Below are 18,328 nucleotides of genomic sequence, written 5' to 3'. Positions count from 1 at the left end.
GGGTCGGGTTTCAGGTCCAGGACAGCCAGGCGACGCCCACCAGGGTCGTCAGGATCGTGAGCGGGACGCCGACCTTGAGGTACTCGACGAACCCCAGGTCGGTCCCGGCCCGGCGGGCGTTCTCGACGACGATCAGGTTGGCGACCGAGCCCAGCACGGTCAGGTTGCCGGCCAGGGTGCTGGACATCGACAGGGCCAGCCACGCCCGCTCCCGGTCGGGCATGACCTCCATCAGGGGGCGGAACAGGAGCACCGCCGGGACGTTGGAAACGAGGTTGGACAGCAGCACCGACAGACCGCTGACCAGCACCACCGGCGATTCGAGCAGGGCGTGCCACCGCTCCAGGCCCCAGCCGCGGACGACGTGGACCTCGAAGGCGTGGACCACCACGAACAGGCCGGCGAACATCACCAGGAGCGGCCAGTCGATCGACTCGTACACCTTCTCCGGGCGGACCCGGCCCAGCATCAGCACGGCCGCCGCCGCCAGCGCCACCGCCGCGATCGGCCGGCCGGCGAAGAACAGGGCGATCGTGGCCAGAGTCACGGCCACGCTCTTGATCAGGAGGCCGCGATGGACCCGGGGCCGGGCCGCCGCCGGGGCATCGTCCGCGACCGCCCGGCCGAGCAGGCCGCGATAGACCAGCGCCACCACCAGGAAGTTCAGCACCAGCCCGATCAGGGCCACCGGCGCCAGCCTCTCGGCGAACCGGAGGTAGGAGATGCCCGACAGCGACCCGATGATGATGTTCTGGGGGTTGCCGGTGATCGTGGCCACCGACCCGACGTTGGACGCCGTGGCCAGGCCGACCAGGTAGGGGATCGGGTGCCGCCCCAGACGCTGGCAGATCTGGAGCACCAGAGGCGTGAGCGCCACGCACACCACGTCGTTGACCAGGAACGCCGAGAGCACCCCGGACAGCCCGATCGTCACCGCCAGCAGGGTGTAGGGGGCGGAGAACCGATCGGCGATGGCCTCGGTGGCCAGGGCGAAGAAGCCGGAGAGCCGCAGGTAGGCGGCCACCACCATCATCCCGAACAGGAGGACGATCGTGTCGAGGTCGATGGCCCGGGTCGCCTCGGGCATCGCCAGTACGCCGCAGGCGACCATCGCCGCCGCGCCGACCAGGGCGATCCCGGCGCGGTCGATCCGCAGCCCGGGGATCTTGCCCAGGGCCAGGGCCAGGTAGGTGAGTCCGAACAGGGTGGAGACCAGCGGGATCGATGGGGCCGGCGGGGGTGTCACGTTCGGGGTCCGTCGCGTGGGGATGGGGCCGGCCCGTCGCGGGGGGCCGGCCTCCGGGATGACGCCATGGTCACGGGGCCGGCCGGGCATCGGGACCGGGCCGGCCTTCGAGAGATGCCGTCGAACCAGTGCAAACCGGGGGCCACGCGGCACAGAGGCCAACACGATCGCATGGGATGAATGCGTTGTGAAGGTCGGATGTCGGGATTGCGAAGGGTCTCCACTTTCCCGAGTCCCCCGGGTGGGTTAGGATCGAATCACAGGCCGCCGCCGGACGTCCGGGGCGGCTCCCCGCCGATCCTCCCCTCCCACGGGGACGCCATGGACGAGCCCGCCTTCTGTTATCGTTCGAATTGTTCGACGCCCGGATGTCGCGCGACCCCGCGATTCAAGGTCGCGGCGGCGTGGATCTCGGGCCCGCTCCGCGAGTTGAAGACCTACGGGCTGGCCTGCGACGAACATCGCGACGCCCTGCTCGACCGCGCCCGAGGCCAGCGCCGGGTGCTGCACCTGTCGGGAGAGGAGGAAGTCGGCCCGGTCCAGGTGTATCTGCTGGCGCAGGGGAGGCGCGACAACGAACTGCCGTGCCTGGCCGAAGACCCCCGGCGTTGAGCGGAATCCCCCCACCCCGGCGGGGGAATCCGGCCCGATCGACCCGCACCCCATGATCGACCTCGACCAGAACGCGACGACCCCGCTCGACCCCGAGGTGTGGGACGCCATGCGCTCCGCGTGGCTGGCCGGCGGCAACCCGGAGAGCCGCCACGGGGCCGGCCGCCAGGCCCGCCGGGCGCTGGAGCAGGCCCGCGAGACCGTCGCCCGGATCCTGAACGCCTTCCCCGACGAGGTCGTCTTCACCTCCGGCGGCACCGAGGCCAGCAACCTCGCCCTGTTCGGCCTCGCCGGCGATGATGCGGACGGCCCCCGCCACGCGGTCGCCTCGCCGATCGAGCACCCGGCGGTGTCCGGCCCGATGGCCCATCTGGAACGTGAGGGGGTCGCGGTCGACCGGCCCTCGGTCGACCGCCAGGGCCGGGCCGACGCCGACGCGATGGCCGCCGCGATCCGCCCCGGGACCCGGTTCGCCACGCTGATCCTGGCCCACAACGAGACCGGGGCGTTGCAGCCCGTCGCCCGGCTGGCGGCGCTGGCCGCCGAGCGGGGCGTGCCGGTGCACACCGACGCGGTGCAGGCCGTGGGCCGGATCCCGGTCGACTTCCACGCGCTGGGCGTCAGCACCCTGGCGGCCAGCGGCCACAAGTTCCACGGGCCGGGCGGGGTGGGCCTGCTGCTCATCCGGCGCGGGGTCAAGCTCGCCCCCCGCCTGTTCGGGGGAGGCCAGCAGGGGGGCCTCCGCCCGGGGACGCCCGCCGTGGCCCTGGCCGTGGGCCTGGCGGCCGCGCTCCGCCGCTGGGAGGCCGAGGCCGACGCCCGCATCGCCCGCTGGACCGCGCTGCGCGACCGGCTCGAAGCCGGCCTCCTGGAACGCCTCGGCCCCGACCGGGTGATTCGCAACGGCCCCGTCGACCCGGCCGACCGCCTGCCGCAGACGCTCAACGTCGGCTTCCCGGGCCTGGACGGCGACGCCCTCCTGATGCACCTGGACCTGGCCGGCATCGCCGCGTCGCTGGGCTCCGCCTGCTCCAGCGGGGCCACCGAGCCGTCCCCGAGCCTGCTGGCCATGGGCGTCCCGGCCGACCGCCTCCGCTCGTCGGTCCGCTTCAGCCTGGGCGCCCCCACCACCGTTGGCGACATCGACGCCGCCATCCTCCGCGTCTCCGCCGCCGTCGACCGCATCGCCGGATCGCCCATTCCCCGCCCGGCCTGAACCCCGCGTCGCCGGAGGTGTCCTCATGCACGGCGTCCCGCCGGACCTCCCCCTCGATCGCTTCCTCGGGGAAGCCTGCACCCTGATCGAGATCGGCCGATTCGAGATCGTCTTCGTGTTCCCGGACGCCGGCACCATCCGCGTCCATCGCGGGTGGGAACTTTGCGACGGCTCGGACCGGATGATCGACCGGATGCAGGAGCACGACGAGAGGGATGGCTACCGCGTCCACAGGCTCATCGGTCTGCCAGTCCGACGCTACGACATCGACCCTCCGGCCTCCTTCACCCTGCATTTCGAGGGTGGCTTCTCGCTGACCATCTTCGACGATGACGACTGTTACGAGTCGTTCTCGATCGAGCCGGACGGCATCTACATCTGAGCCCGGCCCGCCGGAGTTCCCATGTCCTACGACGATGACTATCCCACGTGCCACAGCACTTACGCGACACTGCGAATCTACCCCGGTGAAATCGACCCGGCCACGGTCACCGATCGCCTCGGCATCGAGCCCACCGGTTGGCAGCGGCGCGGCGAGATGGATCGGGGAAGCGGCAGGATCACCAGGGTGACCCCCATCAATGGCTGGTTCCTCGGGTCGAAGGGCCGGGTCGAATCGCGGGATTCGCGTCGCCACATCGACTGGATCCTCGACCGCGTGGAGCCGAAGGCTGCAGCGATCCGGTCGCTGCAAGAGGAGGGCTGCCGGATGGACGTGTCTTGCTTCTGGACATCCCAGAGCGGGCATGGGGGCCCGTCCCTACCGCCGACCCAGATGAGGAGGCTTGCCGACCTCAACCTCGAATTGTGGTTCGACTTCTATGGTCCCTACGAGGATTAGGAGACGTCCGGGATGGCACGGTCCCATTGAGCCGGGCGGGATTGAACCGGGCTGGACGTATCCTCAATTTTTGGCGGCAATTCCTCGCGGTTCCGGTGTCACTGGTTGGCTCGCCAGCCACGGCGCCGGCGTCGCGATCGTGGGGTGATGGCCATCGCGGCACCGGATCACTTCCGTTGGTCTCGTCGGACGCACGCTATCGCCGCACGGAAATAAGCCGAGACATCGCCTTGGAATATCCTGGAATATGAATTTAAGCATGATCCGATTATTCTGCTATTCGCTGCTGGTCCTCTCGATCCTCTGCGGCCTGAATTGTGCCTTCTATACAGGAGTCTGGTTCTACAAATGGCTTGGCAGCGAACCCAACCCTTCATCGTTCGAGAGGAGGGAGGCGCCCGGCCTGGCCATATCCAGCCTGATGGTGACGTCCCTGTGTTTCCTGCCGTCGGTCCTCGTCCTCCTGCACAAAAGATCCGAATTCCGGGGGAACCGAGGTCGACGCGGCGAGTAGCGACCGAGAGAGCGGGGTCTGCAGGGGAGTGCCAGCCTTCAGGCAGAATGAACCATTCCTGACAACCACCTGTTATATTAACCAACCCAGGACATCTGAATATTCCCCAAACCCGGGTGGTTCCCATGCAACATCTTCGGTGGCTCATCCTGTTCGCGGCGGTGGCGTCGGTCGCGGCGGACGGGCCGGAGAAGGATGACCTGGCCAAGCTCCAGGGGGAGTGGGTGCCGGAATCGATCCAGATCGGCCCCAAGAAGACGCCGGCCGAATCGTTGGGTTCGTTTCGCCTCACCGTCGAGGGCGACGCCTGGACGATGACGACGCAGGGATCGAAGAAGTACAAGGTGAAGATCGACCCCGCGAAGACGCCCAAGCACCTGGACCTGATCGACGAAATCGGCGGGAAAGAACGGGTCACCCCGTGCCTCTACGAGTTCCGGGGCGACAAGCTGGTCGTCTGCCGCCCCTACATGCAGATGAAGCCGAATCGGCCGGAGAAGATCGAACCGGACGACACCTTCATCGGGGTCACGGTCTGGAAGCGCGAGGGCAAATAGGGCCCTCGCGCCCGGCGAAGGGACATCACCGGGCGACGTACTTGATCCAGGTGTTGCGGGATTCGCCCCAGAGGGGGCGGCCGGACCAGCCGTCGGCGTGGTGGGCCATTTTCGAGTCGCCGTCGGACCAGGGGACGGCGATGGGGCGGGCGCGGCGGGCGGAGAGGAAGTCGCGGTCGGCGATGAAGGCGGCGACCAGCGCGGGGTCGTCGCAGGCGGACCAGCGGTCGGCGGTGGCCCCGTGGAGTTCTTCGAGCAGCTCGCGGCGGTCGTCGGGGATCTTCGCGCCGTTGTGGTAGACGTCGACGATGAAGTCGTCGGCGGCGGTGATCAGGGCCCGGCACAGGGGCGGGGGCGCGACCTGGGTCGAGGCCGGGGCGGGGACGACGAGCAGCAGCGAGGCGAGGCCGAACAGCGGGGCGCGACGCATCGGATGCACTCCCTGGGGTTGGATGCCGGCCGGTCCACGGCGCCCCATCATAACCGCCGCCCGCCGGGGCGGGCGACGGGCGAGGGACGAAGGGCGAAGGGCCGGTGCGCCCCCATTCACGTCGCGGATCGCATCTCGCTCATGAGCCGGGCGAGCAGGGGGGAGAGGATGTCGCGGATCCGGCGCTCCAGCTCGTCGTCCTCGGGGCGTTGGGGGGGCGGGGGCTCGACCAGGGCCGGGCCGGGATCGGCCGGGGGCTTCGGGCGGGGATCCTCGTCGAGCGACAGCCGGAAGGCGATCGGCAGGTGGCCGCCGAGGGTGCGGAGCCGGGCGGGCATCTCGCGATCGCCCGGGAAGGCCAGGGCGTCGGAGTTGCCGAAGGCGGGCCGGAGGTTGGCCGAGGCGAACACCCGCCGGACCTGCGACCGCGGGCCGGCCAGAAGCGCCAGCGAGCCGTCGCGGTCGGAGGCCGCGGCCAGGAGGTCGCCGCCGCAATCGGCCAGCACCTGGAGCCGCCCGGGCTCGAACAGCACGCCGGTCTCGCCGACCACGATCCAGTCGGCCTCGATGGGCGCGTGTCGGGTCGAGCGGCGGATCGCCTCGGCGTAGGCGTCGACGGACTGGTCCCCGACCACGCGGACCACCGGGACGAGGTGGAACGCCACGGCCCCCAGCCTCGGGGTGATGACCCGGAGCGAGATCAGGGGGGGGAGGCCCTCGGTGGCGAGGCCTTCGAGGTCCCAGGGCTTCCGCTCGACCACCAGCGCCTTGGACCGGCGGTACAGGAGGATCAGCGACGGGTGGGGGCCGGCCGGCTCGTGGAGGAACTCGTAGTCGAGCTGGTAGTGGGAGTCCAGGTGCTCGCGCAGCGCGGCGACCGAGACGACGTCGGCGTGGGCCAGGCACCAGACGTCGAGCCCCATGTCGGCGACCACCCGGCCGATGTCGGAGATCCGCTCGCGGAAGGTCGCCTCCAGCCCCCGGGTGTTCCAGAAGGCCAGGTCGATGTCGTCGGTCTCGCGGCGATAGCTCTCGGCGATGACTTCCGGCGCCTCGTTGCCGTGGGACTTCCGCCCGAGGGCGCCGAAGAACCCGACCTGGGGGTCGATCCCGCCGAAGATCGCCCGGAGCCGCGCCGCCCCCTCGGGGCCCAGCGACTGCTCGGCCTCCACCGTCTCCAGCCACAGGGCGATGGCCGAGATCCGGATCCCCTCGTTCAGGTAGCGCGTCACGCCGTCGTCCATGAGCCCCTCGGCGCGGCGGCCTTCGGGGTGGTGGGCCACCACCGAGGCGTGGTGCATGGCCACCGCCTCCCAGGCGTTGTTGAAGACCGGGCTGCCCGAGGAGCCCGGCTCGGTCGAGCAGGCGTAGTGCAGGACCACGCCGTCGGCCTTGATCACCCGGTTGTCGCGCAGGGCCACCTCCTTGGGCCGGCCCCGGGGGTGCTGGATGATGTTGACCGTCTCGTTGGTCGAGATGTTCTGGCTGTTGCGGTCCAGGCGGATGGTCCCCAGCGCATCGAGCCCCCGGACCCCGCAGAAGGTGAAGTCGAGGTCCGAGTTGGTGACGAACAGGGCCTCCGGGTCGAGCGGCACCGACGTCGGCCGACCGAGCGACGGGCCCGGCGGGGCCGCCTCATAGTTGCCGTGGACCGTGGCCGTGGCGGCGCTCGCCGCGTCGGGCAGGACGTGGTGGTTGGTCAGCAGGATGCCGGGGGCCACCAGGAACCCCGTCCCCGCCCCCCCGTCGCCCCGGAGCAGCTTGACGACCGCCCGCCCGCGCTGGTCGCCGGTCCGGAGGAAGTGGAAGGGGAGCAGGGCCCCGCTTTCGTCCAAAATCAATTCCAGCTGATCGGCCGCCGTCTCGACGGCCCAGGTCGAATGGAACTTCGCGAGAGAGGCGGGGACGCGGCCCCCCGGCCGCGCCAGGAATCGGCCATTCATCGTATATGCCGGCGGGACCGTCGAATCAGGCCCGACGCGCCGGCCGGGCTCATACCAGACCTCGGAATTCGCCCCCGAATCGATCACTTCTTCCCCTCCCCGAACACCATCATCCCCATGACGCGCGGACCATTCACCCTACATGTTCTGGATTTCCGGATGGTTTAAACCGAGTATCTTCCAAAAATTCGGAAATCATGGCGAATCGACCGCCACCCCGCGCCGGAGGCGGCCCGATGGTGGCGAAAAGCCAACAACGCAGGAGGTGGAGGATGACCCCGCCGGAATTCGTGGCCGAGATGAAGCGGATCGCGAGGAGCGTGTCCGCATCGACCCGGGACTACCTGGGCTATCCGCCCGTCGCCGATCCGCCGGGGCACCTCGGGGAGTTCTCCCGCTGGTATCGGGGGCTGGCCGACGACCAGCGAGAGACGGCGGGGCTGCTGATGGACTACGTCGCCGAGGGGAGCCTGTTCGCGCTGCTCTCCACCCTCGACCACGGCACCCCCGAAAGCCGGCTCGAATTGTTCGCGGCGGACGGGGAGGCGCGGACCCGGCTCAACGACCCGGAGGGGGACCTGCTCTGCGAATTGTTCAACCGGGTGCCCTGAGACCCCGCCCCGAGACGCCCCGATCGGCCCTTTCGTGCCATCCCGACGCGAAGCCGGGATGGCGCGGGCGGGCCGGGACCGATCGGACCGAGCCTCGCGCGGTCCGACCATGCCCGTGGACGCCTTGCACGTCCCGAGGATCCGGCCGGCACCGCCGCGAGTCCGCCTCCGTCAAGAATCGGGACTTCGCGCTGCGTGAAATCAACGCCCCAGAAAACGCCAAATTAGAAACCGCAGAACCACGGCTCCACCATGGCCAACCTAACAAAATAACCTCCACGTTTACCCGAACACAAATCGAGCACCAAGCCCTGGGATCCGGACAAACCACGAAGGGCTTCCAGCCTAAAATCGAGGCGAGCCTCCCTGCATTTAGGACGCTCAACGCTTAACATGACATCGCAGCTTCCCTGCAAGAGAATCATTTCCATTTGAAAATTACGCCGCAAGAGCGTCTCATGATCTCGTGTCCATCGGGATGCGGGGCCTCGCCCGGTTCGATGCGTGGCCCATCCGGATGACTTGAAAGAGACCGTTGCACGGGAGGAGCAGCCCTCGAGGGGGGCCCGATGCAACCCGCTTGGGGTATTTGATCCATGACCCTGGGACAACCTGAGACGCTGGCTGCGGAACCCATGACGATCGGTGCCGGGCCGGACGATGTGCGGGCCGAGCCCAGGCGGCAGCCGGAGGGGGCCGCGCCGTCCCCGTTCTACATACCATCGCTGGATGGGATCAGGGCCGTGGCCTTCCTCATGGTGTTCGTCGGCCACGCGGGCTGGGGGCACATCGTCCCCGGTGGGCTCGGGGTCACGATCTTTTTCTTCCTCAGCGGCTACCTCATCACGACCCTGATGAGGCGAGAGGCGGACAGGTCTGGCACGGTCAGTTTGAAGCACTTCTACGCGCGGCGATGCCTCCGCATCTTCCCGCCGTTCTACCTGGTGCTGGGCGTGTCGACGCTGGCGACGGTGCTCTTCGCGCCGGCGGACTTCCGGCCGCTCGCGACCCTCGCGCAGGCCTTCCAGTTGACCAACTACTACCTGATCCTGTTCGGGAGGGAAGGCATCCCTCTCGGCCTGGTGGTGGCCTGGTCGCTGGCCGTCGAGGAGCACTTCTACCTCCTGTTCCCCCCGCTCTATCTCGGGCTGCGGAAGTGGCTATCCCGGCGGGCGCAGGCGATGACCCTGCTGGCCCTGTGCGGGGCGATCCTCGCCTGGCGATGCCTCCTGGTCTACGGCTTCGGGGCGGGTGAGACGCGGACCTACGAGGGGACCGACACGCGGGCCGATTCGATCCTGTTCGGCTGCATCCTGGCGTTGCAGGGCAACCCGGTGCTGGATCCGCCCCGCTACGGCCTCGGCGGGCGCCGGTCGGGCCGCCTGCTGTTCGTCGGCGGCTTGCTGGCCCTGCTGTTCAGCCTGGTCGTGCGCGACCCGCGGTTCCGCGAGACCTTCCGCTACTCGATCCAGGGGCTGGCCCTGATCCCGATCTTCGACGCCGCGATCCGACACCCCGACGCGCCCCTGTTCCGGGCCCTGAATTTCCGCTGGGTGCGGTTCCTGGGAGTCCTGTCCTACTCACTCTACCTGCTGCACTTCAGCATCCTGATCCTGGTCGGGGCGTTCACCCCGCTGCCCAAGGTCGCGACCGCCGTCGTGTCCCTGGCACTCTCCCTGGTGCTCTCCTACGCGATCTTCGTGCTGATCGAGCAGCCGTTCGCCAGGATGAGGAAAAGTTTCCGATCGTGATCCGGGGCATCGGCCGCCCCGCCATGCCGTGCTGATGCGGGTCACCGACACGGGCTCGCCATCCCCCCGACGCGGGCGGGTGGCGAGGGGCCAGCCCGCATCGGCCCGGGATGATCCGGGCGCCCCGGGCGCCCCCGCCCCGCGAACGCCCGGCCTCACCAGTCGAAGAAGCCGAGGCGTTCCAACGCCCCGCGCAGCTCCTCGTGCCGCCCCGGTCCGAGGCCGGCGTTGGGCAGGCGGGGCGGGCCGACCGGCACGCCGAGCAGGCCCATCGTGGCCTTGGCCGCCGCCATGTAGCCGAACCCGGCCAGGAGCCGGATCAGCCGGACCGAGCGGAATTGCCACTCGCGGGCGGCGTCGAGGTCCCCGGCGCGGAACGCCTCGATCACCCGGAGGTAGAGCGGCGCGGCGAAGTTGTAGCTGCTGCCCACCCCGCCCTGCGCCCCCACCGCCAGCGCCGCGAGGAGGGATTCGTCGGTCCCCCAGGGGATGTCGAACCGGCCTTCGTGGCTGCGGAGGCAGAGCTGGTAGGCCATCAGGTCGGGGTTGGTGAACTTGATCCCGGCCAGGGTCGGGATCCGGCCCTCGGCCCGGACCAGGAAGTCCGGCATGGGGAGCTGGACGCCGGTCATCGACGGGATGTCGTAGAAGTAGAACGGCAGCCCCGGGGCCGCGCCGGCGATCGCCCGGCAGCACTCCACCAGCACGTCCAGGCTCGGCGGCTTGAAGTAGGACGGGGACAACGCCGAGATCGCGGCGGCCCCGAGCCGCTGGGCCTGCTCGGCCAGGGTTTTCGAATCCTCCAGGCAGTTCGACCCGACGTGGACCACGACCCGCAGGGGCGACCCCTTCGCCACGGCGACCCACCGCTCCGCCAGCGCCAGGCGTTCCGCGACGGTCAGCGAGTGGCTCTCCCCGGTGCTCCCGCCGATGAACACGGCGGACGCCCCGGCGCGGGCGAGGTGCTCGGCCTGCTTCTCCACGACATCCAGGGCGAGCCGGCCCTCGGCGTCGAACGGGGTGTGGGTGGCGGCGACGAGCCCGTGCAGCTTCGCGGTCATGCGGGAAGGTCCTGAGGGGGGAGGGGCCTGGCCGGCCGGATCAGCAGGACCAGGACGATCGAGAGGATCGCGGCGCCGGCGAAGGTGCCGAAGATCACGTTGAGCGGCACGCCGCGGTCGCGCATCGCGCCGAATCCCCAGTCGGCCAGCCCGCCGCAGCTGATGCTCACCAGGTTCATCAGGCCGTAGCCGGTGGCGCGCAACTCGGGCCGGACGACCTGGCAGAGGATCGGCATGTTGTTGCCGTCGAAGAAGCCCCAGCCGAGCCCGAACAGCACCAGGAACACCACCGCCACGGCCAGGGTCCCGGCGTTGCCCACGCCGAAGATCGCCGGGACGATCAGGCCCATCCCGATGGCGCTGACGTAGATCCGCCCGCGCTCGTTGTAACCCATCCAGCGATCCGCCAGCCACCCGCCGAGCACGGCGCCGACGATGGCCGCCGCCTGCCAGGGCAGGGTGGCCGCCACCCCCGCGTACCCCTGGCCGATGGAGAACCTTTGCTTGAGGATCGCCGGCATCCAGTCGCGCACCACCCAACCCGCCAGCGCCGGGAGGGTGAAGTAGGCCACCAGCAGGAGGAACGACGGGTTGGCCAGCAGTTCGAGCCCGGCCCGGAGCGGCGAGGGCTTCTCCGCGTCGCGTTTCGGATCGGCCCGGGGGAGGTCCCGGATCAGGAACAGCAGGGGGGCCGCATAAATCATCCCGAACAGGCCGCAGGCGACGAACGCCGACCGCCAGCCGATGGCGGGGGAGTCGGCCGCGTAGCCGCCGAACCCGCCGGCGATCACGCCGCAGTAGATGGCCATCTGGTGCAAGCCGACCGCCCGCGACCGGGTCGGACCGGCGTGGTAATCGGCGATCAGGGCCAGGGCCGCCGGGATGTAGAGCGCCTCGCTGATCCCCATCAGCGACCGGGCCCAGAGGAGTTCCTGGTAGCTGCCGACGTGGCCGGTCCACCACGTCACCGCCGACCAGGCGAACAGGCTCCCGCAGATCGTGAACCGGCGGCCGAACCGGTCCGCGACGTAGCCGCCGACCGGGCTGAGGATCGCATACACCCACTTGAACTGGCCGAGCATGAACCCCCAGTTCTGCTCCGTGCCGATGTCCGGGAGGTCGTGCATCAACGACGACTTCATCGACGCCAGCATCTGGCGGTCGAGGTAGTTGAGCAGGGCCACCGGCCAGAGCAGGATCACCACCCGCCACGCCATCCGGGGCAAGGTCGAGGAAGGGTTCGTCATGGGCGTGCCGTCTCCGTGGCGGCGTCGGACGTCCAACTCCAGACCTCGGGCGATCGGACCCCGGGCCGGACCTCGCCCCCCGGGATGACCCACGACCGACCCCACCGGACCGCCGGCACCGTCACCCGGGGCGCGGGGAGGTCGCCGGCGCCGGCCCACCGGCCGGCGGCGAGGTCGAACCGGATCGCCTTCCGATCGAAACCGGTGTGCCGTTCCTGGGCCATCCCGGCCCGCGACCCGTCGTCGCCCCCCGCGACGAGGAACCCCCGCGCATCGGACGGGGCCGGGGAGGGCGCCGCGACGACCGGGCGGGGCAGGTCGGCCACCCGGGTCCAGCCCCGGCCGGGGTCGAATCGATGGGCATCCGTCCGGTAGCGACGCACCGCCTTGCCCCCCTCGCCGGCCTCCAGCCCCGCGCCGCCGGCGACCCAGAACGCCCCGTCGCACGCGGCGGCCACGGCCAGGATCCGCCCGCCCCCGGGGCAGGCGGCGATGGCCCGCCAGGCCGGGCTCGGGGCATCCAGGTCGATCGCCCAGGCCGCATCCAGCGCCCCGGTCGCGTCGGGCGTCTCCTGCCCGCCCGCGACGTACAGGGTGTTGCCGACCACGGCCCCGCAGGCGTTGGCCACCGGCTGGGGCAGGGCGGGGAACGGCTCGACGGCGATCCGACCGTCCTTCCAAACGAGCCGGAAGGCGTCCGCGTGATGCCGGCCCGCGTCGCTGCCCCCGACGCAGATCACCCCATCGCCCCAGGTGGCCGACACGCCATAGCCCAGGGGCCGGGGCAACTTCCCGGCCATCTTCCATTCCCCCCCGGGCCGGTCCAGCACGAACACGGCGTCGGTCCAGGCCTTGGTGCCCCCTTCCCAGGGCTTCGCGCCGGGGAAGTTGGCCCCGCCGGCGACCACCAGCGCCCCGCCGCTCACCCCGGCGAACGAGCCGGCGAACCCCTCGCGGTCGGGCAGGGAGGGCAATCGCTCCCACCGCCCGGATCCGGCCTCGGCCGGCGGGCCGGCCAGGATCAGGGCCAGCAGCCAGGGCAGGTTCGTCCTCATGGTCCATCCATCCCCGGCCGCGTCGTCGAGATACCAGGTCGTGATGCGGAGTGTAGCGGGCCCGGCGCGGGGCCTCAATCGCCCCCCACCCCGATCGGGGACCGGGGCCGATCGGCGTCGGTGTCTTGAGGCGGGGCGCCCGGCGGGGATAGAATGAAACGACCGAAGTCCGGATTCGTCTCGAAGTGGGGGTGGACCTTGAGCGAGTGGAACGACCCGGATCTCGTCGGCAAGCGCGAGCGGCTGCTGGACATCCTCCGGGGCTATGGCCGGCTGGCCGTCGCCTACTCGGGGGGCGTCGATAGCGCCGTGGTCGCCAAGGCGGCGCAGGTCGCCGTGGGCGACGGCGCGGTGGCCGTCACGGCGGCGTCGGAAAGCCTGGCCTCCGGCGAGCTGGAAGAGGCCCAGGCGCTCGCCGTGCAGATCGGGATCGACCATCGGGTGATCCGCACCGAGGAGTTCGCCGACCCCAACTACCTCCGCAACAACCCGGACCGCTGCTACTTCTGCAAGAGCGAGCTGTACGGCCGCCTGGCGGGCCTGAAGGACGCGCTGGGGGTGGAGACGATCGCCTCCGGGGCCAACCTCGACGACCAGGGGGACCACCGCCCCGGCATGAAGGCGGCCGGCGAGCACGGGGTCCGACACCCGTTGCAGGAGGCCATGCTGACCAAGGCCGACGTCCGCGCCCTGGCCAAGGCCTGGGGCCTGCCCACCTGGGACAAGCCGGCCACCCCCTGCCTGTCGAGCCGGATCGCCTACGGCGAGGAGGTCTCGGCCGAGAAGGTCCGGATGGTCGACGAGGCCGAGTCGTGGCTCCGCCAGAGGGGTTTGCGCCTGCTCCGCGTCCGCTACCACAAGGGGGACCTGGCGCGGATCGAGGTCCCGGTGGAGGAGGTCGCCGCCTTGGCCGACGTGGCGGTGCGCCGCGAGCTGATCCCCGCCTTCAAGGCCCTGGGCTTCAAGTTCGTGACGCTGGACCTGGAAGGGTTCCGCTCCGGGAGCCTGAACACCCTGATCCCGCTGGATCGGCTCCAGGCCCCGGCGTCCGCGTCGCCCCGGCTGACCGTCGTCTGACCCCGCCGGGCCGGGGCGGGCCCGTTCCTGTCACGAATGAGCGATCGATCCGGGGGCGTCATGGCTGCGTTGACCTGTCGGTGCGGCGAGCCCCTGGATGCACTCGCCGGCAACGCCGAGCGGATCGTCTGCCCCAAGTGCTCGGCGAAGGTGCGGATCATCCGCCGCAAGGCGCCGGTCCCGCCGCCGGTGCCCGACTCCGACGGCTTCCTCCGCTTCTTCTGCCCGTGCGGGCGCCGGCTCAAGATCGACGCCTCGTCCGGGCCGACCCACGGCCGATGCCCCGACTGCGGGCGGGTGATCGCCACGGCCGAGGCCCGGACGACCAACCCGTCCGACGACGCCGAGACCCCGACCGAGGAGTTCAACGCGGCCGACCTCGCCCGGATCGAGGCCTGGTCGCGCCGCCACCTGGGGCCCGCCGCCCCCATCACCCCACCGATGTCGGACGACAAGCCGCCCAGCACCGCCGAGATCTCGCCGCAGGCGGCGGCCCGCCGGGGCGAGGCCGGGCTCCGCGTCTGCCCGCAGTGCGGCAAGCCGGTCCACCTGGGGACCTCCTCCTGCCGCTCCTGCGGGATCGCCGTCCCGAAGCGTTGATCGACCGGCCGGATCAGGCCGGCGGGACGAGCCCGTCGAAGCGGCCGATCGCCTCGGACCAGGCCCCGGCGTCCTGCGGTTCGAAGGTCGCCACCGGGAACGACCGGGCCACCACGGCGCGGGCGTCGGCCAGCGAGCCGATCCGGCCCCGGGCCATCGCCTGGAGCAGGATGTTGCCGGCCGCCGTCGCCTCGACCGGCCCGGCGTGGACCGGCACGCCGCAGGCGTCGGCCGTGAACTGGCAGAGCAGGGCGTTGCGCGACCCGCCGCCGACCACGTGGATCGCCCGGATCGTGGTGCCGACGATCGACTCCAGCCGCCGCACCGTCCAGCGATACTTCAGGGCCAGGCTCTCCAGGGCGCAGCGGACGAAGCCCCCCTCCCCCTCGGGGACCGGCTGGCCGGTCCGGGCGGCGAACGCGGCGATCCGCGCCGGCATGTCGCCGGGGGCGAAGAACGACGGGTCGTCGGGGTCGACCAAGGTGGCGAACGGCCGGGCCTCGCGGGCCGCGGCGATCAGCTCATCATAGGAGAACTCGCGCCCGGCGCGGGCCCAGGTCCGGCGGCATTCCTGGACCAGCCACAGGCCCATGATGTTCTTCAAGAGCCGGGTCGTGCCGGCCACGCCCCCCTCGTTGGTGAAGTTCGCCCGGAGGGTCTCGGCGGTGATGATCGGCCGGGGGACCTCCACGCCCAGCAAGGACCACGTCCCGGAGCTGAGGTAGCACCAGTCGGGGGGCGCGGTCGGGTCGGCCACCACCGCCGGCACGGCCGCCACGGCGCTGGCGGTGTCGTGCGTGCCCGGCATCAGGACGGTGAGCGGCGACCGCAGGCCCACCTCGTCGGCGACCGACCCGAGCATCGGCCCCAGCTCGGTCCCTGGGTCGATCAACTCGGGCAGGATGGCGCGGGGCAGGTCGAAGGCCCGGCACAAATCGTCGGACCAGGACCCGGCGCGGGGGTCATAAAGCTGGGTGGTCGTGGCGTTGGTCCGCTCGCCGACCCTCCGCCCGGTCATCAGCCAGCCGAACAGGTCGGGCATCAGCAGGAGGGATTCGGCCATCTTCAGCAGGGGCGAACCGGCCTGCTTCATGGCGATCAACTGATAGATCGAGTTGAACGGGAGGAACTGGAGCCCGGTCGCCTCGTAGATCGCCTCGCGGGGCAGGGTCCTGGCGGCCGCCTCCATCACCCCGTCGGTGCGGGCGTCGCGATAGTGGACCGGGTTGCCCAGCAGGGTCTCTCCCCGCCCGACCAGGCCGAAGTCGACGCCCCAGGTGTCCACGCCCACGCCGTCCAGCCCGGGATAGCCGGCCACCGCCTTGCGGATCGCCGCCTTCATCTCGTCCCAGAGACGGGGGACGTCCCAGTGCAGGGTGTTGAGCAGGCGGACCGGGCCGTTGGGGAAGCGGTGGACCTCCTCCAACTGCAGGCGTTCGCCGTCGAACCGGCCGATCATCCCGCGTCCGCTCTCGGCCCCCAGGTCCAGGGCCAGGTAATCGGTCGTCTTGCTGCTGTCGGCCATCGCGCGAGGGACCTCGGAATCGTTTCGGTGGGAGGAGGCATCGAGCCGGATCGCCCCATCCTAGCGCGGAACCCCCCGCGACGGAAGCCACCGCCGCCCGTCAGCCGCCCTTGAGCTTGCGGATCTCCTCCTCCATCGCCGCGAGCCTCGCCTCGAACGTATCGGCGCGGGCACGCTCGGCCTCGGCGCGGGCACGCTCGGCCTCGGCGCGGGCACGCTCGGCCTCGGCGCGGGCCTCGGCCTCGCGTCGACCCTGGACCTGTTCGAGGTAGTCGCCGATCTTCGCGCCGGTCTCGCCATCCAGGCAAATCACGCGGTCATCGGCGATGGCCAGCCAGAGGTTCACCGGTTCCAACCAGAGCCGGCCCTGATCGTCGGGCGGGATCGGCTCGTAGCCCTCGGGCGTGTGCCGGAAACCGTGCAGCGAACGGGGTCGTTTGCGCGTGGGTCGCAGATCGACGATCGCATACACCGGGACTCCCGCCCGGTGATAGATCTCTTTCTTGATCCCGAAATCGTTTTTGCGCGTCTCGGGCGAGGTGACCTCGATCACCAGGACGGGGCGGCCGCCTTCGCCGAGGTCGACGGTCGCGGTGCCGGGCGAGACGGCCGCATCCCGGAAGATCGCGACGTCGGGGCCGACGGGCGGGATCCCCGGCACGTTGTAGTCGACCCGATGGTCGGTCAGGACCAACGCCCCGGGATCATGACGCAGGCGTTCCCGGAAGACCGCATAGAGGTCGAGGCAGAGCTCGATGTGCTCCTGATTGTGCAACTCTTGATCTCCCTCCCGGGGGAACAGGAGGTCTTCCAGGGAGAGCGGCACCTCCGCGGTCTCGACGCGGCCGTCGGGCCTCTTGCGGGCGACGACCCGGTAGCCGTAACGGAACGGGTCGGCCTCGACGCGGGATTTGGCCTCGATGCTCATGGGTCCGGCCTCACTCACTGGGGCGACGATCGGAGCGCCTGGCGCCAGCCATCCAGCATATCCTCCAGGGTCTGTTCGATCGAGAACCGCGGTTCCCAGCCGGTCGCGGCGCGGAGCTTCGAGGCGTCGGCCACCAGCAAGGGCTGGTCGACCGGGCGGACCCGCGCGGGGTCGACGTGGACCTCGATCGGCACGGTGGCCAGGCCCCGGAGGATCTCCAGGGCGTCGGACAGGCGGGTGCCCCGGCCCGAGCCCAGGTTGTAGATCTCCCCGGCGTCGCCCCGGGTCGCCAGGAGGTGATAGCCCCGGACCACGTCGCGGACGTCGGCGAAGTCGCGGACGATGTCGAGGTTGCCGACCTCGACGCGGGGGGCGATCCCGGCCTCGACCTCGGCCACCTGCCGCGCCAGCCCGCCCAGGACGTACTTGGACGACTGCCGGGGGCCTGCGTGGTTGAACGGGCGGGCCATCACCACGTCGGTCCCGTGGGCCAGGAAGTGCTGCACTCCCAGCAGGTCGGCGGCCCCCTTGCTGGCCGAATACGGGTTGTTGGGCCGGAGCGGGCAGCTTTCCGAGACCGGCATCTGCTCGGGCGTGGGGTTGCCGTAGCAGACCCCGGAGCCGACCAGCACCACGCGGGTCCTCAGCCCGGCGGCCTTGACCGACTCCAGCAGGGTCAGGGCCCCGCCCAGGTTCAACGCCCAGGTGCCCCTGGGGTCGGCCACGCTGGCCTGGGGGTTGGCCTGCGCCGCCAGGTGGTAGATCACCTCGGGCTGCTTCCGCGCCAGCAGGTCGGTCATGGCCTCGACGGAGATCGCCGCCAGGTCGCACGGCTCGATCCGGATCTTGCCGGAGAGGTGCGCCAGGTCGTCGGGCCAGCGCCCCGAGGCCGACAGCCCGACCACCTGATCCTCATGGCGCACCAGGTGTTCGGCCAGGTGGCCGCCCACGAAACCCGAGATGCCTGTCACCAGCGCGCGCATGGGCGGTCGCCTCGTATCGGAGCGGAAAAGGGAAGGGGCCCGGTCGTCGGCTACCGTATCCTCGGTCCGCAGGACGGGCAAGGCGAGCTTGGGCCGCCCGAAATCGCGGCGATCCGCAAGATTCCGAGATT

19 protein-coding genes are annotated in these 18,328 nt (G+C 70.8%); 10 read left to right on the top strand and 9 right to left on the bottom strand.

What is annotated here, in order from left to right; all coding sequences use genetic code 11:
- Window positions 1–10: 10 nt before the first annotated feature.
- Entirely contained in the window at window positions 11–1,246 is a 1,236-nt protein-coding gene (locus TA3x_RS00410; RefSeq protein ID WP_435018137.1) for an anion transporter, read from the bottom strand.
- Between the two features lie 321 nt (window positions 1,247–1,567).
- On the opposite strand from TA3x_RS00410, the gene TA3x_RS00405 reads away from it, so the two are divergent.
- From TA3x_RS00405 to TA3x_RS00380, 6 genes are all read left to right on the top strand, one after another.
- Window positions 1,568–1,858 carry a hypothetical protein gene (locus TA3x_RS00405; protein ID WP_435018136.1) on the top strand — a complete coding sequence of 97 codons (291 nt, stop codon included), beginning with the start codon at window positions 1,568–1,570 and terminating at the stop codon, window positions 1,856–1,858.
- A 52-nt stretch (window positions 1,859–1,910) separates the two neighbouring features.
- Window positions 1,911–3,074: a cysteine desulfurase family protein gene (locus TA3x_RS00400; protein ID WP_435018135.1), complete on the top strand. Its 1,164-nt coding sequence runs from the start codon at window positions 1,911–1,913 to the stop codon at window positions 3,072–3,074.
- A 25-nt stretch (window positions 3,075–3,099) separates the two neighbouring features.
- A complete protein-coding gene (locus TA3x_RS00395) occupies window positions 3,100–3,456 on the top strand; it encodes a hypothetical protein (protein ID WP_435018134.1) in 357 nt (118 codons plus the stop codon).
- A 21-nt stretch (window positions 3,457–3,477) separates the two neighbouring features.
- A complete protein-coding gene (locus TA3x_RS00390) occupies window positions 3,478–3,915 on the top strand; it encodes a DUF4279 domain-containing protein (protein WP_435018133.1) in 438 nt (145 codons plus the stop codon).
- A gap of 259 nt (window positions 3,916–4,174) precedes the next feature.
- Complete coding sequence (locus TA3x_RS00385; RefSeq protein WP_435018132.1) at window positions 4,175–4,429, top strand: hypothetical protein; 255 nt, start codon at window positions 4,175–4,177, stop codon at window positions 4,427–4,429.
- Between the two features lie 125 nt (window positions 4,430–4,554).
- Entirely contained in the window at window positions 4,555–4,986 is a 432-nt protein-coding gene (locus TA3x_RS00380; protein ID WP_435018131.1) for a TIGR03067 domain-containing protein, read from the top strand.
- A gap of 25 nt (window positions 4,987–5,011) precedes the next feature.
- Here TA3x_RS00380 and TA3x_RS00375 read toward each other — a convergent pair whose 3' ends face one another.
- Window positions 5,012–5,416, bottom strand: coding sequence for a hypothetical protein (locus TA3x_RS00375; protein ID WP_435018130.1), 405 nt, complete (start codon window positions 5,414–5,416; stop codon window positions 5,012–5,014).
- A gap of 116 nt (window positions 5,417–5,532) precedes the next feature.
- Window positions 5,533–7,359: a trypsin-like serine peptidase gene (locus TA3x_RS00370; protein WP_435018129.1), complete on the bottom strand. Its 1,827-nt coding sequence runs from the start codon at window positions 7,357–7,359 to the stop codon at window positions 5,533–5,535.
- Between the two features lie 272 nt (window positions 7,360–7,631).
- On the opposite strand from TA3x_RS00370, the gene TA3x_RS00365 reads away from it, so the two are divergent.
- Window positions 7,632–7,970, top strand: coding sequence for a hypothetical protein (locus TA3x_RS00365; protein WP_435018128.1), 339 nt, complete (start codon window positions 7,632–7,634; stop codon window positions 7,968–7,970).
- A 635-nt stretch (window positions 7,971–8,605) separates the two neighbouring features.
- The gene (locus tag TA3x_RS00360; RefSeq protein WP_435018127.1) at window positions 8,606–9,721 is read left to right on the top strand and encodes an acyltransferase family protein; all 1,116 of its coding nucleotides are present in this window, start codon (window positions 8,606–8,608) and stop codon (window positions 9,719–9,721) included.
- Between the two features lie 155 nt (window positions 9,722–9,876).
- Here TA3x_RS00360 and TA3x_RS00355 read toward each other — a convergent pair whose 3' ends face one another.
- Genes TA3x_RS00355 through TA3x_RS00345 form a run of 3 tightly spaced genes read right to left on the bottom strand, consistent with a single transcriptional unit; the run spans window position 9,877 to window position 13,084 of the window.
- A complete protein-coding gene (locus TA3x_RS00355; RefSeq protein ID WP_435018126.1) occupies window positions 9,877–10,782 on the bottom strand; it encodes a dihydrodipicolinate synthase family protein in 906 nt (301 codons plus the stop codon).
- Window positions 10,779–12,029, bottom strand: a complete 1,251-nt coding sequence (locus TA3x_RS00350; RefSeq protein ID WP_435018125.1) for an MFS transporter — start codon at window positions 12,027–12,029, stop codon at window positions 10,779–10,781. Before TA3x_RS00350 ends, TA3x_RS00355 begins: the two co-directional genes overlap by 4 nt.
- Window positions 12,026–13,084, bottom strand: coding sequence for a galactose oxidase (locus tag TA3x_RS00345; RefSeq protein WP_435018124.1), 1,059 nt, complete (start codon window positions 13,082–13,084; stop codon window positions 12,026–12,028). Before TA3x_RS00345 ends, TA3x_RS00350 begins: the two co-directional genes overlap by 4 nt.
- Window positions 13,085–13,237: 153 nt before the next feature.
- On the opposite strand from TA3x_RS00345, the gene larE reads away from it, so the two are divergent.
- Together larE and TA3x_RS00335 are read left to right on the top strand one after the other, a co-directional pair.
- Complete coding sequence (gene larE, locus TA3x_RS00340) at window positions 13,238–14,161, top strand: ATP-dependent sacrificial sulfur transferase LarE (protein WP_435018123.1); 924 nt, start codon at window positions 13,238–13,240, stop codon at window positions 14,159–14,161.
- Window positions 14,162–14,221: 60 nt separating this feature from the next.
- Complete coding sequence (locus TA3x_RS00335; RefSeq protein ID WP_435018122.1) at window positions 14,222–14,761, top strand: hypothetical protein; 540 nt, start codon at window positions 14,222–14,224, stop codon at window positions 14,759–14,761.
- 13 nt (window positions 14,762–14,774) lie between these two features.
- Here the strand turns inward: TA3x_RS00335 and TA3x_RS00330 are convergent, their stop codons facing one another.
- From TA3x_RS00330 to TA3x_RS00320, 3 genes are all read right to left on the bottom strand, one after another.
- Window positions 14,775–16,286 carry a rhamnulokinase gene (locus tag TA3x_RS00330; RefSeq protein ID WP_435018121.1) on the bottom strand — a complete coding sequence of 504 codons (1,512 nt, stop codon included), beginning with the start codon at window positions 16,284–16,286 and terminating at the stop codon, window positions 14,775–14,777.
- Window positions 16,287–16,386: 100 nt separating this feature from the next.
- On the bottom strand, window positions 16,387–17,214 hold the full coding sequence (locus TA3x_RS00325) for a Uma2 family endonuclease (protein WP_435018120.1): 828 nt from the start codon (window positions 17,212–17,214) through the stop codon (window positions 16,387–16,389).
- Window positions 17,215–17,228: 14 nt separating this feature from the next.
- Window positions 17,229–18,197: a GDP-mannose 4,6-dehydratase gene (locus TA3x_RS00320; RefSeq protein ID WP_435018119.1), complete on the bottom strand. Its 969-nt coding sequence runs from the start codon at window positions 18,195–18,197 to the stop codon at window positions 17,229–17,231.
- Window positions 18,198–18,328 lie beyond the last annotated feature (131 nt).

It is taken from the genome of Tundrisphaera macrotermitis (assembly GCF_051175315.1).
Taxonomy (GTDB): domain Bacteria; phylum Planctomycetota; class Planctomycetia; order Isosphaerales; family Isosphaeraceae; genus Tundrisphaera.
This window is presented reverse-complemented; position numbering and strand designations above follow the sequence as displayed.

Coding starts and splice junctions, on each gene's coding strand:
- TA3x_RS00405 (WP_435018136.1), top strand. CDS start 1,568: ATGGACGAGCCCGCCTTCTGTTATCGTTCGAATTGTTCGACGCCCGGA.
- TA3x_RS00390 (WP_435018133.1), top strand. CDS start 3,478: ATGTCCTACGACGATGACTATCCCACGTGCCACAGCACTTACGCGACA.
- TA3x_RS00385 (WP_435018132.1), top strand. CDS start 4,175: ATGATCCGATTATTCTGCTATTCGCTGCTGGTCCTCTCGATCCTCTGC.
- TA3x_RS00330 (WP_435018121.1), bottom strand. CDS start 16,286: ATGGCCGACAGCAGCAAGACGACCGATTACCTGGCCCTGGACCTGGGG.
- TA3x_RS00375 (WP_435018130.1), bottom strand. CDS start 5,416: ATGCGTCGCGCCCCGCTGTTCGGCCTCGCCTCGCTGCTGCTCGTCGTC.
- TA3x_RS00345 (WP_435018124.1), bottom strand. CDS start 13,084: ATGAGGACGAACCTGCCCTGGCTGCTGGCCCTGATCCTGGCCGGCCCG.
- TA3x_RS00395 (WP_435018134.1), top strand. CDS start 3,100: ATGCACGGCGTCCCGCCGGACCTCCCCCTCGATCGCTTCCTCGGGGAA.
- TA3x_RS00320 (WP_435018119.1), bottom strand. CDS start 18,197: ATGCGCGCGCTGGTGACAGGCATCTCGGGTTTCGTGGGCGGCCACCTG.
- TA3x_RS00325 (WP_435018120.1), bottom strand. CDS start 17,214: ATGAGCATCGAGGCCAAATCCCGCGTCGAGGCCGACCCGTTCCGTTAC.
- larE (WP_435018123.1), top strand. CDS start 13,238: ATGAAACGACCGAAGTCCGGATTCGTCTCGAAGTGGGGGTGGACCTTG.
- TA3x_RS00400 (WP_435018135.1), top strand. CDS start 1,911: ATGATCGACCTCGACCAGAACGCGACGACCCCGCTCGACCCCGAGGTG.
- TA3x_RS00370 (WP_435018129.1), bottom strand. CDS start 7,359: ATGAATGGCCGATTCCTGGCGCGGCCGGGGGGCCGCGTCCCCGCCTCT.
- TA3x_RS00350 (WP_435018125.1), bottom strand. CDS start 12,029: ATGACGAACCCTTCCTCGACCTTGCCCCGGATGGCGTGGCGGGTGGTG.
- TA3x_RS00355 (WP_435018126.1), bottom strand. CDS start 10,782: ATGACCGCGAAGCTGCACGGGCTCGTCGCCGCCACCCACACCCCGTTC.
- TA3x_RS00360 (WP_435018127.1), top strand. CDS start 8,606: ATGACGATCGGTGCCGGGCCGGACGATGTGCGGGCCGAGCCCAGGCGG.
- TA3x_RS00335 (WP_435018122.1), top strand. CDS start 14,222: ATGGCTGCGTTGACCTGTCGGTGCGGCGAGCCCCTGGATGCACTCGCC.
- TA3x_RS00365 (WP_435018128.1), top strand. CDS start 7,632: ATGACCCCGCCGGAATTCGTGGCCGAGATGAAGCGGATCGCGAGGAGC.
- TA3x_RS00380 (WP_435018131.1), top strand. CDS start 4,555: ATGCAACATCTTCGGTGGCTCATCCTGTTCGCGGCGGTGGCGTCGGTC.